13 protein-coding genes are annotated in these 13,260 nt (G+C 71.9%); 8 read left to right on the top strand and 5 right to left on the bottom strand.

Features of this window, described 5'->3' with window-relative positions:
* The first annotated feature begins 36 nt into the window (after positions 1 to 36).
* The 5 genes from ACY34I_RS17520 to ACY34I_RS17500 all read left to right on the top strand — a co-directional run bounded on the left by ACY34I_RS17520 (position 37) and on the right by ACY34I_RS17500 (position 5,253).
* Positions 37 to 978 (top strand): hypothetical protein, encoded by a 942-nt coding sequence (locus ACY34I_RS17520; RefSeq protein ID WP_462756069.1) that lies wholly within the window; start codon positions 37 to 39, stop codon positions 976 to 978.
* 158 nt (positions 979 to 1,136) lie between these two features.
* Positions 1,137 to 3,644 carry a bifunctional FO biosynthesis protein CofGH gene (locus ACY34I_RS17515; protein ID WP_462756068.1) on the top strand — a complete coding sequence of 836 codons (2,508 nt, stop codon included), beginning with the start codon at positions 1,137 to 1,139 and terminating at the stop codon, positions 3,642 to 3,644.
* A gap of 51 nt (positions 3,645 to 3,695) precedes the next feature.
* The gene (locus ACY34I_RS17510; RefSeq protein ID WP_462756105.1) at positions 3,696 to 4,013 is read left to right on the top strand and encodes a hypothetical protein; all 318 of its coding nucleotides are present in this window, start codon (positions 3,696 to 3,698) and stop codon (positions 4,011 to 4,013) included.
* A complete protein-coding gene (locus ACY34I_RS17505; RefSeq protein ID WP_462756067.1) occupies positions 4,007 to 4,207 on the top strand; it encodes a hypothetical protein in 201 nt (66 codons plus the stop codon). The genes ACY34I_RS17510 and ACY34I_RS17505 overlap by 7 nt, the downstream gene beginning before the upstream one ends.
* Before the next feature lie 785 nt (positions 4,208 to 4,992).
* A complete protein-coding gene (locus ACY34I_RS17500; RefSeq protein ID WP_013284161.1) occupies positions 4,993 to 5,253 on the top strand; it encodes a WhiB family transcriptional regulator in 261 nt (86 codons plus the stop codon).
* A gap of 95 nt (positions 5,254 to 5,348) precedes the next feature.
* On the opposite strand, the gene ACY34I_RS17495 is transcribed toward ACY34I_RS17500, so the two are convergent.
* The gene (locus ACY34I_RS17495) at positions 5,349 to 5,798 is read right to left on the bottom strand and encodes a metallopeptidase family protein (RefSeq protein ID WP_091260118.1); all 450 of its coding nucleotides are present in this window, start codon (positions 5,796 to 5,798) and stop codon (positions 5,349 to 5,351) included.
* Between the two features lie 154 nt (positions 5,799 to 5,952).
* On the opposite strand from ACY34I_RS17495, the gene ACY34I_RS17490 reads away from it, so the two are divergent.
* The gene (locus ACY34I_RS17490; protein WP_462756066.1) at positions 5,953 to 6,324 is read left to right on the top strand and encodes a DUF3499 domain-containing protein; all 372 of its coding nucleotides are present in this window, start codon (positions 5,953 to 5,955) and stop codon (positions 6,322 to 6,324) included.
* Positions 6,325 to 6,457: 133 nt separating this feature from the next.
* Here ACY34I_RS17490 and ACY34I_RS17485 read toward each other — a convergent pair whose 3' ends face one another.
* The 4 genes from ACY34I_RS17485 to ACY34I_RS17470 all read right to left on the bottom strand — a co-directional run bounded on the left by ACY34I_RS17485 (position 6,458) and on the right by ACY34I_RS17470 (position 10,653).
* Complete coding sequence (locus tag ACY34I_RS17485) at positions 6,458 to 7,834, bottom strand: NAD(P)/FAD-dependent oxidoreductase (protein WP_462756065.1); 1,377 nt, start codon at positions 7,832 to 7,834, stop codon at positions 6,458 to 6,460.
* Entirely contained in the window at positions 7,834 to 8,634 is an 801-nt protein-coding gene (locus ACY34I_RS17480; protein ID WP_462756064.1) for a pyridoxamine 5'-phosphate oxidase family protein, read from the bottom strand. The genes ACY34I_RS17485 and ACY34I_RS17480 overlap by 1 nt, the downstream gene beginning before the upstream one ends.
* On the bottom strand, positions 8,619 to 9,965 hold the full coding sequence (locus tag ACY34I_RS17475) for an aspartate aminotransferase family protein (protein ID WP_462756063.1): 1,347 nt from the start codon (positions 9,963 to 9,965) through the stop codon (positions 8,619 to 8,621). The genes ACY34I_RS17480 and ACY34I_RS17475 overlap by 16 nt, the downstream gene beginning before the upstream one ends.
* 175 nt (positions 9,966 to 10,140) lie before the next feature.
* On the bottom strand, positions 10,141 to 10,653 hold the full coding sequence (locus ACY34I_RS17470; RefSeq protein WP_462756062.1) for an Lrp/AsnC family transcriptional regulator: 513 nt from the start codon (positions 10,651 to 10,653) through the stop codon (positions 10,141 to 10,143).
* A 204-nt stretch (positions 10,654 to 10,857) separates the two neighbouring features.
* On the opposite strand from ACY34I_RS17470, the gene ACY34I_RS17465 reads away from it, so the two are divergent.
* Both ACY34I_RS17465 and ACY34I_RS17460 read left to right on the top strand, forming a co-directional pair.
* The gene (locus ACY34I_RS17465) at positions 10,858 to 12,042 is read left to right on the top strand and encodes an ABC transporter substrate-binding protein (RefSeq protein WP_462756061.1); all 1,185 of its coding nucleotides are present in this window, start codon (positions 10,858 to 10,860) and stop codon (positions 12,040 to 12,042) included.
* Between the two features lie 5 nt (positions 12,043 to 12,047).
* Positions 12,048 to 13,202 carry an ABC transporter ATP-binding protein gene (locus ACY34I_RS17460; RefSeq protein WP_462756104.1) on the top strand — a complete coding sequence of 385 codons (1,155 nt, stop codon included), beginning with the start codon at positions 12,048 to 12,050 and terminating at the stop codon, positions 13,200 to 13,202.
* The last annotated feature ends 58 nt before the right edge of the window (positions 13,203 to 13,260 follow it).

The raw sequence follows: 13,260 nt of genomic DNA, 5'->3' as shown, positions 1-13,260 counted from the left end.
TCGGCAACTGTCCGTTTTCGTCCCCAGGGGGAGTTCGTGACCAGCCCCGCCGAGCCCGCGTCCGGCGACGCCACGCAGGCCAGCCAGTTGACCAAGCCACTGCGCGAACTGGCCGCGCTCGTCCTGCTCGGCGCCAACGCCGTGCTGCTCTTCGTCGGCCTGCTGCGCCTGCTGGTGCCGACGGACGACTACAGCACCTTCAGCGGTCGGGCGGGGAGCGCGTTCTTCGCCTTCATCGGCGTCGAGTCGGCCGTGCTGCCGGTGCTGGCCGTCCTGCTCGCCACCCACGTGAGCCCGGCGCTGCCCAAGGCCAAGCTGATCACTCAGGCGGCGCTCGGCGAGTACGCCTTCGCCGCGCTCTTCGGCGCGCTGACCTTCCTGGTCTGGCTGGTCGGCCGGCTCGCCGAGGTCGAGGTGCTGGACGCCCTCCTCGGCCTGCTGACCCGGCTGGCCTGGGTGGCGATCTTCGGCGTTGGCGCCTTCGTGGTCGTCAAGGTGTGGCGCACCCTCTACTACGTCCCCCGGCCGAAGCCGCAGCCCGGCCTGTACGGGCAGCCGCAGCCGGGCTGGCCGCAGCAGCCGGCCGGCTACCCGGCACCGGGCCAGCCGGGTGGCTACCCCACTCCGGGCCAGCCCGGCGGTTACCCCGCGCCCGGCCAGCCGGGTGGCTACCCCGTCCCGGGCGGGTACGCGCCCGCCGGCCCGGCCAACCAGCCCGGTGGCTACCCGCCGCTCGCCCAGCCCGGGCAGCCGGGCCAGCCGCAGTCGGTGCCGCCGTTCAACACGGCCCCGCCGCACGCCCCGCAGTCGGCGCCGCCGTTCGGCGCCCCGCACCCGGCACCGCCCTTCGGCCAGCCGCCGTCGGCCGACCCGACCCAGGCCATCCCGCGCCAGCCGGCCGATCCCGGCCAGCCGACCACGCCGGACAGCGACCGCACGCAGCGCTTCGACCGCGACGACCCGAACCACCCGCGCTGACCCTGCGGGGTTCACCTCGTCAGCCAGCACGTTTCCGGAAAGGAGTGGCCGTCCGATGCCGGGCGGCCACTCTTTTCCGCAAGACTGCGTCCACGCCACAGGCCACGGCGCCCACCCGACGCGGGGTGGGGTAGGTGGCCAGCGCATAGGGTGGACGGATGGTTGATCGCAGCGGGTCCGCCCCCACCGAGGCGAGCGTCCGGCGGGCCCTGCGCCGGGCCGCGACCGGTCGGGCGCTGGACGTCGACGAGGCCACCGCACTGCTGGGGGCGCGCGGCGAGGCGCTGGACGAGCTGCTCCGGATCGCCGGCGAGGTACGCGACGCGGGGCTACGGGAGGCGGGCCGCCCGGGCGTGGTCACCTTTTCCAAGAAGGTCTTCATCCCGCTGACCCGGCTCTGCCGGGACCGTTGCCACTACTGCACCTTCGCCACCGTGCCGCACCGGCTTCCGGCCGCGTACCTGGAGCGGGACGAGGTGCTCGCGATCGCCCGGGAGGGGGCGGCGCAGGGTTGCAAGGAGGCGCTGTTCACTCTCGGCGACCGCCCGGAGGAGCGCTGGCCGGCGGCCCGTCGGTGGCTGGACGAGCGTGGCTACGGGTCCACCCTCGACTACCTGCGGGCCTGCGCGGTGGCGGTGCTGGAGGAGACCGGCCTGCTGCCGCACCTCAACCCGGGCGTGCTGTCCTGGTCGGAGCTGCAACGACTCAAGCCGGTCGCGCCGAGCATGGGCATGATGCTGGAGACCACCGCGACCCGGCTCTGGTCGGAGCCGGGTGGCCCGCACTACGGCTCGCCGGACAAGGAGCCGGCCGTCCGGCTCCGGGTGCTCGACGACGCCGGCCGGGTCGGCGTGCCGTTCACCACCGGCATCCTCATCGGCATCGGGGAGACCCTGGCCGAGCGGGTCGACGCGCTCTTCGCGATCCGCCGGAGCATGCGGGAGTACGGCCACCTCCAGGAGGTGATCGTGCAGAACTTCCGCGCCAAGCCGGACACCGCGATGCGCGGCATGCCCGACGCCGAGCTGCACGACCTGGCCGCCACGGTGGCCGTGGCCCGGATCCTGCTCGGCCCGAAGGCGCGCATCCAGGCCCCGCCGAACCTCATCGAGGGCGAGTACGGGCTGCTGCTGCGCGCCGGCATCGACGACTGGGGCGGGGTCTCGCCGGTCACCCCGGACCACGTCAACCCGGAACGCCCCTGGCCGCAGCTCGACGAGTTGGCCCGGCACACCGCCACGGCCGGCTTCACCCTGCGGGAGCGGCTGACCATCTACCCGGAGTACGTCCGGGCCGGCGACCCGTGGCTGGATCCGCGGCTGCTGCCGCACGTCACCGCCCTCGCGGACCCGGCGACCGGGCTCGCGGTCGAAGCAGCCAGCCCGGTCGGCCGCCCCTGGCAGGAGCCGGAGGAGGTCTTCGGTGGGCGTACCGACCTGCACGCCACCATCGACACCACCGGCCGGACCGGGGACCGGCGCGGCGACTTCGACAGCGTCTACGGCGACTGGTCGGCGGTCGCCGGCAAGGTCAGCGTCCCGACGGGCGGGTCGAGCGACCCTGATCTGCGTGCGGGCCTGCGGCTGGCCGCCGACGACCCGGCGGCGCTGCTGGACCCCCGGCACGCCGACCGGGCGCTTGCGCTCTTCGCCGCCGACGGGCCGGCGCTGGACGAGCTGTGCCGGATCGCGGACGACGTCCGGCGGGACGCGGTCGGCGACGACGTCACGTACGTGGTCAACCGCAACATCAACTTCAGCAACGTCTGCTACGTCGGCTGCCGGTTCTGCGCCTTCGCGCAGCGGGAGAGCGACGCGGACGCGTACCGGCTCTCCGTGGACCAGGTCGCCGACCGGGCCGCGGAGGCGTGGGCGGCGGGCGCCACCGAGGTCTGCCTGCAGGGCGGGATCGACCCGAAGCTGCCGGTCACCGGGTACGCCGACCTGGTCCGGGCGATCAAGGCCCGGGTCCCGGGGATGCACGTGCACGCGTTCTCTCCGATGGAGATCGTCACCGCCGCGGCGAAGGCCGGCGTGCCGGTGAAGGAGTGGCTGGGGCAGCTCCGCGAGGCCGGCCTGGACACCATCCCGGGCACCGCCGCGGAGATCCTCGACGACGAGGTGCGCTGGGTGCTCACCAAGGGCAAGCTGCCGGCCGCCGCCTGGGTCGAGGTGGTGACCACCGCCCACGAGCTGGGCATCCGGTCCAGCTCCACGATGATGTACGGCCACGTCGACCACCCGGGCCAGTGGCTCGCCCACTTCCGGGTGCTGGCCGGGGTGCAGGACCGCACCGGCGGCTTCACCGAGTTCGTCGCGCTGCCGTTCGTGCACACCAACGCGCCGATCTACCTGGCCGGCATCGCCCGGCCGGGGCCGACCTGGCGGGAGAACCGGGCGGTGCACGCGATGGCGCGGCTGCTGCTGCACGGCCGGATCGCCAACATCCAGTGCTCCTGGGTGAAGCTGGGCGACGAGGGCACCGTGGCGATGCTCCAGGGTGGCTGCAACGACCTGGGCGGCACGTTGATGGAGGAGACCATCTCCCGGATGGCCGGCTCGGGCAACGGCTCGGCCCGGACCGAGGAGCAGCTCCAGGCGATCGCGGCGACGGCGGGCCGACCGGCCCGCAAGCGGACGACCGCGTACGGCCACGCCGGCGCCTGACGTCGAACCTTTCCCGGCCGGCCGCCGTCCTCTCACCGCGAAGCGCCGGAGATAGCCAAGGATCCGTTCGCCGACAGCTCCGACCTTGTCCGCGTTCGTCAGTCCCGACTGCCCGGACACCGTCACGCTGATCGCCGACTCCGTGCCGGTGCAACTACCTCGGGCGGCCCGAACTTCTTCGAGTTCGGCGACGACGTCCGGTCCGAGATTCACGTCGACAAGTGCGCGGCGGTTATCCGGAGTTCACCTATCGTTTTGAATTCCCCACCGGAGATCACGAATCCGAACAGCCTTCTTTACAACACCAGGCCGATCGGGCGCCAGACGCGCCGAGCTGGAGTTGTCGAAGGGCCGGCGACGAGATGGTGAGCATCCCGCTGCGGGCGGTCGCCGGGCTCACCGTGCCGTTGGCGGGCCGGACGCTCACCCCGGACGCGGCGGCGGCCACGGTCACGCCGGGGCTCAGCGCGGCCGACGTGACCGCACCGTTCCTCGGTGACTTCCCGTTCCTCGGCACGCCCTACGACGGGTTCACCAACCCGCCGGCGGCGGCGAAGTCCTGACGGGTGGGCCGTGCCCGGGCACCAACCCTCGCGGCGACTCCGGCGCGCTGATCGTCCACAGCGGACGTGAGCTGCACGGACGCGAGAAACGAGATCAGCCGGGCCGGCGGGTGAGTACCCATTCGGCGGTGCGGGACTCCGGGACGGGGGGTTCCACAGTGCCGCCGACCCCGCTCGGGAAGCCATACCGCGTGGTGGGACGACCGTACGCCGGCCAGCGCGGTCTCCGTCACGGGCAGCGTGGTCGCCGAGTTCGTCTGGCCGACCAGCGCACCGCGGGGCGCCGGTTGATCGCCCGAACCCCGGTTCGCCGTCGCGCCCCGTCCACAGTGTGGACGGGGCATAGGCGGCGTCTGCCGGTTCGACGGGCGGTACGGCGGGAGTCGCGTTATCTTTGGCCAACCACAATGCTGATCTTGGACGGTGTTCGCGACGGCCGCCCGGGTACGGCCCACCGGAGCCTCCGCCGGGGCCTCCGGTGGAGTCCACCTCGGTACGCCACGGCAGAAAACTTCGGACAACTCGCCGGAGAGGGCGTTACTCGTCCGGGGTCTGAATCGATAGGGCAGGTTGCGAGGCCCGGACGGCTGAGATGGTCGTCCGGAACGTGTCGGGAGGGCGACTCCATTATCAAGTTCGGCTTGACGGCGCACGCATTACACGCGTGTAATTTGAATGGGGTTGTTCGCACGGAACGCAACAAATTGCGACCGGACGGACAAGCACGCCTTTCGCGTGGGGGGTTGCAGCGGCGATGACGCCGGTGCGCGACAAGGAGGCATCTGATGGACGGCCAGCTCGAGGTGGCCGACCTGCTCGGAAACGCGCCGGAGTGGCAGGAGCGGGCGCTCTGCTCGCAGACCGACCCGGAGGCGTTCTTTCCCGAGAAGGGCGGTTCGACCCGCGAGGCGAAGCGGATCTGCTCGCGGTGTGAAGTCAAGACGGAGTGCCTGGAATACGCCCTCGGCCACGACGAGCGGTTCGGGATCTGGGGCGGGCTCTCCGAGCGGGAGCGGCGGAAGCTGAAGCGGCGAGTCGCCGCCTGACGCGTACCGGGCCGGGGCGGTGGGGGCCGCCCGGCTCGGGCCGACAGTTCGGCCGGTGGGGGCTGGCCGAGGTGCGGCGACGCGCGCGTGGTGGCTCAGGCCAGCTCGTCGGGGTCGACCCCGAGCAGGTTCGCCACCTGCTCGATGATCACGTCGTGCACGAGATCCGCGAGGTCCTCGCGATCCATGGCGCGAAACTCCAGCGGCCGCCGGTAGAGCACGATCCGGGGTGGCACCTCCTGCCGGCCGGGGCGCCCGGGCAGCAGCCGGGCCAGCGGCACCTCGCCGTCCTCCAGCACGTCCGAGTCATAGACGTTCAGGTCCGGCGGGACGTCCTCGACCGCGAACTCGACGCCGGCCAGTTCCTTGGCGAAGCGGCGTTCGAGGGTCTCGACCGTGTCCAGCACCAGGTCGTCGAAGACCTCGGCCTTGGTCCGGGCCAGCGGTACGGTGGCCGGCACCAGCCGCCCGCGCAGCCCGCGGCCGTGGCGGTCGCGGTGGGTGCGCCGGCCGGAGCCGGGGCGGCGGTTTTCCGGGCTCGTCATGACGCACAGGGTAGCCCGCATGACCGGGTGGCCGGCCGTTGCGTCGTTGGTGCGGCGTGCCGGTGATCCGATCGGACGAATTGTGATCACCATGACGGGCGTGTCGCAACGCGAAGCGGTGCGCCGGACCCGGTAATGGAGATACCCTGCCGCCGTGAGGTCACCACGGCGCTGCTCCCGTAACGGCTGCCCCCGGCAAGCGGTCGCCACATTGACCTATGTCTACAACGAGTCGACCGCTGTGGTGGGCCCGCTGGCGGCCTTCGCCGAGCCGCACACGTACGACCTCTGCGAGCCGCACGCCCGGAGCCTGACCGCCCCGCGCGGCTGGGACGTGGTCCGGCACGAGGGCGAGTTCGAGCCGCCCCCGCCGACCACCGACGACTTGGTCGCGCTGGCCGAGGCGGTCCGGGAGGCCGCCCGCCCCGCGCCGCCCCGCCCGCCGGAGGACGACCAGATCGCCCCGCAGGGCCCCCAGCAGACCGGCCGCCGCGGCCACCTCCGCGTAATCCCCCCCACCCACTGACCCACCCCCGGCCCGTGCCCGGGGTGGGTTCGGTGCGTTGATCATGAAGTTGTTGCCCTCCGCATCGGCGTGTCGCGACAACAACTTCATGATCAACCCGCTGGTGGGGGTGGGGTGGGGCAGTGGGTGGGGGTTAGTGGCCGAGGAGGCGGGAGAAGGCGGCGGCGCGGCGGGACGGGCGGCCGGTGCGGAGCTCGGCCTCGTCGGCGGAGAACATGAGCTTGAGGCCGGCGTTCACGGCGAGCCACCGCAGCGGCTCGGGCTCCCACCGGGGAGAGCGGTGGTTGACCCAGGGGAGCGCGGTCAGGTCGCTCGCCTCGCCCCGGATCAGGTCTGCCAGGGTACGGCCGGCGAGGTTGCTGGTGCCGACGCCGTCGCCGACGTAGCCGCCGGCCCAGCCGAGACCGGTCGTCCGGTCCAGCCCCACCGAGGCGGTCCAGTCCCGGGCTACGCCGAGCGGCCCGCCCCAGCTGTGGCTGACCGGCACCGCCGGCCCGAGCGCCGGGAAGAGTTCGCCCAGCGCCCGGCGCAGCGCCGCGAAGACCCGCGGCTCCCGGTCGTAGTCGGGGTGGATCCGGGAGCCGAAGTGGTAGGGGGCGCCCCGGCCACCGAAGGCGAGCCGGCCGTCGGCGGTGCGCTGGCCGTAGATGATGACGTGCCGGTAGTCGGAGAAGGTCTCCCGCTCGGCCAGCCCGATCTCCGCCCAGGTCGCCTCGGGCAGCGGCTCGGTGGCCACCATCAACGAGTAGACCGGCGCCACCGCCCGCCGCTGCCCGGGCAGCCCGGGGGTGAACCCCTCCGTCGCCCGGACCACCACCGGCGCCCGGACCACCCCCGCGGGGGTCACCGCCGCGCCGGGCCGCACCGTCGTGACCGGGGTCCGCTCGAAGATCCGTACGCCCCGGCGTTCCACCGCCCGGGCCAGCCCGCGGACCAGCTTCGCCGGGTGCACGGCGGCGCAGTGCGGGGTGTACGTGCCGCCGCGTACCCCGTCGGCCCGGCAGCGGGCGGTGGCCTCGGCGGCGTCGAGCAGCACCAGGTCGTCGTCGGCCAGCCCGTGGTCGCGGGCCTCGGCGACGGCGGCCCGGGCCCGGGCGAGCTGGACGTCGGTGCGGGCCAGCACCACGGTGCCGGCGGCCCGCCAGTCACAGTCGATCCCCTCGGCGGCGATCACCCGGCCGACCTCGCGGACCGTGTCGTGCATGGCCCGTTGCATGGCCAGCGCCCGGTCGCGGCCGTGTCGGCGGGCCAGCGCGGGCAGTGAGGTGGGCAGGAGCGCGGAGCACCAGCCGCCGTTGCGTCCCGAGGCGCCGTACCCGGCGATCTCCTGTTCGAGCACGACGATGCGCAGCGACGGGTCGGCCGCCGCCAGGTAGTACGCCGTCCACAGCCCGGTGTAGCCGGCCCCGACGAGCACCACGTCGGCGTCGGTGTCGCCGGGCAGCCCGGGGCGCGGCGTCAGCGGCTCGTCCAGGCTGGACAGCCAGTACGACAGGTCCTGGTAGCGCATCACCACTCCGGTGGGGGCAGGTCGTGCCGCAGCCGCGGATCGGGCTGCGGGATCCCGTACGCCTCGACGATCGGCACCACCCCGGCCCAGACCGGCCGGTCGAGGTCGTCCTCGGGGTCGTCGGGCGGCCCGGCGCTGATCTTCACCGAGCACTCGTCCAGCGGCAGGGCGAGCACCAGCGTGGCGGCCAGTTCCTTTGCCGAGGGTGGCCGGATCCGCGCCCAGCGGCCGGGCAGCAGGTGCTCGGAGAGCCGTTCCAGGGCGGCCAGCTTCTCGTCGCCGTCGAGCACGGCGAGGCTGCCGAGCACCATGGCGCAGCGGTAGTTCATCGAGGACTCGAAGGCGCTGCGGGCCAGCACGAGCCCGTCGAGCAGGGTGACCGTGAGGCAGGCCGGGGCGCCGGCGGCGAGGTGCCGGAAAAGGCGGCTGCCGGTGGAGCCGTGCACCAGCACCCGCTCCCCGTCCCGGGCGTACGCGATGGGCAGCGCGTACGGCTGGGTGCCGGCGGCGATGGCGAGATGGGCGACCCGGCCGGCGTCGAGGACGGCGTGCAGGGCCGCCCGGTCGTGCACGGCGAGGTCGGGCAGCCGGCGTACCCGGGTCCGGTCGGTCCGGCCGACGTCGGTGCGCTCGGCCCGGTGCTCGCGGTGCTGTTCGGCGGGGGCGAGGGGGCCGTCCGTGCTCCCGGCCCGGTGCTCGCGGTGCTGGTCGGCGGCCGGAGCGATGGAGCGGGGCCGGTCCTCGCGGTCGCGAGTCCCGGCCCCGTCCGACGCGGAGGCCGGGGTCAGAGGCGCGCCCATGCCTCGGTCAGCACGGCGCGCAGGATCTGCTCGATCTCGTCGAACTGCTGCTGCTCGGCGATCAGCGGCGGGGCGAGCTGCACCACCGGGTCGCCCCGGTCGTCGGCGCGGCAGTAGAGCCCGGCCTGGAAGAGCGCGGTGGAGAGGAAGCCGCGCAGCAGCCGCTCCGACTCGGCCTCGTCGAAGGTCTCCCTGGTCGCCTTGTCCTTGACCAGTTCGATCCCGTAGAAGTAGCCGTCACCGCGGACGTCGCCGACGATCGGCAGGTCGTTGAGCTTCTCCAGGGTGGACCGGAACGCGTCCTCGTTGGCCCGGACGTGCCCGATCAGGTCCTCGCGGGCGAAGACCTCCAGGTTGGCCAGGGCCACCGCGCAGGAGACCGGGTGGCCGCCGAAGGTCACCCCGTGGGCGAACATGCCGGTCTCGGTGAGGAACGGCTCCATCAGCCGCTCGCTGGCGATCATCGCGCCGAGCGGGGCGTAGCCCGAGGTGATGCCCTTGGCCGTGGTGATGATGTCGGGCTGGTAGCCGTACCGGGTGGCGCCGAAGTATTCACCCAGCCGGCCCCAGGAGCAGATCACCTCGTCGGAGACGAGCAGCACGTCGTACGCGTCGCAGATCTCCCGGACCCGCTCGAAGTAGCCGGGCGGCGGCGGGAAGCAGCCGCCGGAGTTCTGCACCGGCTCGAGGAAGACCGCGGCGACCGTGTCCGGCCCTTCCCGCTCGATGGCCCGGCCGATCTCCTCGGCGGCCCAGCGGCCGAACGCCTCCGGCGAGTCGCCGTGCTCCGGTGCGCGGTAGAAGTTGGTGTTCGGCACCTTGATGCCGCCGGGAACCAGCGGCTCGAAGTCGGACTTGATGCCGGGCAGGCCGGTGATCGACAGCGCCCCCATCGAGGTGCCGTGGTACGCGATGTAGCGGCTGACCACCTTGTGCTTGTTCGGCTGGCCGGTGCGCTTGAAGTAGGCCCGGGCCAGCTTCCACGCCGCCTCGACGGCCTCCGAGCCGCCGGTGGTGAAGAACACCCGGTTCAGGTCGCCGGGGGTCAGCGTGGCGACCTTCTCGGCCAGCTCGACGGCCTTCGGGTGGGCGTACGACCACAGTGGGAAGTAGGCGAGCTCGGCGGCCTGCTTGGCGGCCGCGTCGGCGAGCTCGGTCCGGCCGTGACCGGCGTTGACGACGAAGAGCCCGGCGAGTCCATCCAGGTAGCGGCGGCCCTGCGAGTCCCAGACGTAGGCGCCCTCGCCGCGCACGATGGTCGGGACCTCGCCGGCGGAGTAGCTGGCCATCCGGGTGAAGTGCATCCAGAGGTGGTCGGTGGCGTTGGCCATGTCAGCCCCATCGGTCTCGGGCCGGTCAAGGGGTGAAACCGGCCGCTCTGCCCACGGTTATCCCACAGCCCTGGCCACGAAAGCAAGTGGGATCGGTAGTCCAGTGGCTTCTAGGCGACGGAATTAGCGAGCTGTTCCCTGGATGGCAACGGATTCCGTAGTTGTCCGGGGTTGCTCAGGCGGTGCCCCAGCTGTAGGTCTGCTTGCGGAGCTTGAGGTAGACGAACGCCTCGGTCGCCAGCACGCCCGAGACGGTGCGCAGCTTCTGGAGGATCTCCAGCAGGTGCTCGTCGTTGCGGCAGACCACCTCGGCCAGCAGGTCGAAGGAGCCGGCCGTGATCACCACGTAGTCGATCTCCTCGAACTCGGCGAGCCGATCGGCCACGGCCTCCAGGTCCCCGTCGGTACGCAGGCCGATCATGGCCTGGCGGGGGAAGCCGAGCTGGAGCGGATCGGTCACCGCGACGATCTGCATGACCCCGGCGTCGAGGAGCCGCTGCACCCGCTGGCGGACCGCCGCCTCGGAGAGGCCGACCGCCTTGCCGATGGTGGCGTACGGGCGGCGGCCGTCCTCCTGGAGCTGCTCGATGATCTGTTTGGCCACGTCGTCGAGCAGAGCGTGACTGGCGCCTTCGCGCACGGTGACACGGCGGGCGCCGTTGCCGTTTTCCACTTGCCGGTTGACCATTGACCGCTCCCCTGTCCGGTTCCTTGGCGCTGAGCGTAATGCTCGCCGAGTCTGGCGTAATTCGTGGCCCTTGGCTAATCCAACAACGGAATCCCTTGTAAGGGAGGTCACATCATGTCAGGATCAGTCGTCCCATCGCCTTGACCCTCCCGTTGGCGCGCCGCCCCCGTCCCGCCGCCGACGATCCCCCTTAGGAGTCGTCACATGCGTAGTCACCTCCGGCCCCTCACCCGGCGTGGTCTGCTCACCGGCACCCTCGGCTCGGCCGCACTGCTCGCCACGGCGGGCACGCTGGCCGGCTGCGGCACGAAGGGCGCCCAGCAGACCGAGGCCGGCTGCAAGAGCGAGGACCTCTCCGCGACGGAGAAGAAGCTGGCCTTCTCCAACTGGCCGCAGTACATCGACGTCGACGAGAAGGACGAGTCCAAGCGGCCCACCGTGGACGCCTTCATCGCCAAGACCGGCATCCAGGTGACCTACACCGAGGACATCAACGACAACAACGAGTTCTTCGGCAAGGTGCAGACCCAGCTCGCCAGCTGCCAGCCCACCGGGCGGGACCTCATGGTGCTCACCGACTGGATGGCCGCCCGGATGATCCGGCTCGGCTGGATCCAGAAGCTGGACAAGGCCAAGCTGCCCAACGTCGAGGCCAACCTGCTGCCCTCACTGCGCAATGTGACCTTCGATGCGGACCGCCAGCTCTCCGTCCCGTGGCAGTCGGGTCTGTCCGGGCTCGCCTACAACGCGAAGGTGACCAAGGAGATCCGCACGGTCGACGAACTGCTCACCCGCCCGGACCTCAAGGGCAAGGTGACCGCGTTGTCGGAGATGCGGGACACCATGGGCCTGCTGCTCCAGTCCAACGGCCACAACCCGGCGGACTTCACCACCGCCCAGTTCGACGACGCGCTGGCCAAGTTGCAGCGGGCCGTCGACTCCGGGCAGATCCGCAAGTTCACCGGCAACGACTACTCGCAGGACCTCAACAAGGGCGACATCGCCGCCTGCATCGCCTGGTCCGGCGACGTGATCCAGCTCGGCTTCGAGAACGACAACATCAAGTTCGTGCCGCCGGAGTCCGGCGTGATGCTCTGGTCGGACAACATGCTGGTGCCGAACAGGTCCAGCCACAAGGCGAACGCCGAAGAGCTGATCAACTACTACTACGACCCGGCGGTGGCGGCGCAGCTCGCCGCGTACGTCAACTACATCTGCCCGGTCAAGGGCGCGCAGGCGGAGATGGAGAAGATCGATCCGGACCTGGCCAAGAACCCGCTCATCTTCCCCGATGAGGCACTGCTGTCAAAGGCCCGGGGCTTCATGGCCCTGGACGAGAAGCAGGAGAAGGAGTACGAGGCCAAGTTCCAGAAGGTCATCGGGGCGTGATCACGATGGGACACGACACACCGGCCGGCGACCTGCGGCTGGCCAACCTGACCAAGCGGTTCGGCGTCTTCACCGCCGTGGACGACCTCAGCCTGACCGTCCCGCAGGGCTCGTTCTTCGCCCTGCTCGGGGCGTCCGGCTGCGGCAAGACCACCACGCTGCGGATGATCGCCGGGCTGGAGGAGCCGACCAGCGGGCAGGTGCTGCTCGGCGACCGCGACATCGCCGGGCTGCGACCGTACAAGCGGCCGGTGAACACCGTGTTCCAGAGCTACGCGCTCTTCCCGCACCTCGACATCCAGGAGAACGTGGCCTTCGGGTTGCGCCGGCGGGGCATCCGCAACGTCACCGACCAGGTCGAGCGGATGCTCGCGCTGGTGCAGCTCGAAGGGTACGACCGGCGCAAGCCGGCCCAGCTCTCCGGCGGGCAGCAGCAGCGGGTCGCGCTGGCCCGCGCGCTGATCAACCACCCGCAGGTGCTGCTGCTCGACGAGCCGCTCGGCGCGCTCGACCTGAAGCTGCGCCGGCAGATGCAGATCGAGCTGAAGCGGATCCAGACCGAGGTCGGCATCACCTTCGTGCACGTCACCCACGACCAGGAGGAGGCCATGACCATGGCCGACACGGTCGCGGTGATGAACGCCGGGCGGATCGAGCAGCTCGGCACCCCGGCGGACCTTTACGAGTATCCGGCCACCGCGTTCGTGGCGAACTTCCTCGGCCAGTCCAACCTGCTGGCCGGCGAGGCCGCCGGGCCGAGCGGGGACGAGGTGCTGGTCACCGCGCACGGCCTGCGCTTCTCGGTGCCCGCCGGGCGGGCCCGCGCCGACCAGGGCCCGGTCTTCCTCGGGGTACGTCCGGAGAAGCTGCACCTGGTCGAGCGCCCCGACCAGGTGCCCGCCGGCCACCAGCACGTCGGCGGCGTGGTGACCGACGCCTCCTACGTCGGCGTGAGCACCCAGTATCTGGTGCGGACGGCGTGGGGCAGCGAGCTGTCCGCGTTCTCGGCCAACAGCGGGGTCGGCGGCCAACTGCCGCTCGGCGCCACGGTGGTGGCGCACTGGGACCCGCGGCACGCGTTCCTGCTGCCTCGTGATTCCGGTGCGGACGACCAGACCACCCCGCTGCTCGACCAGCCACCGGTGGGTGCGCTCTCATGAGCGAGCGCAGCGAGCGAACCGTTCGGCTCAGTCCAGTGCCAGGTCATGGTGACGCCGA

It is taken from the genome of Micromonospora sp. RTBAU3-60 (assembly GCF_054963695.1).
This window is presented reverse-complemented; position numbering and strand designations above follow the sequence as displayed.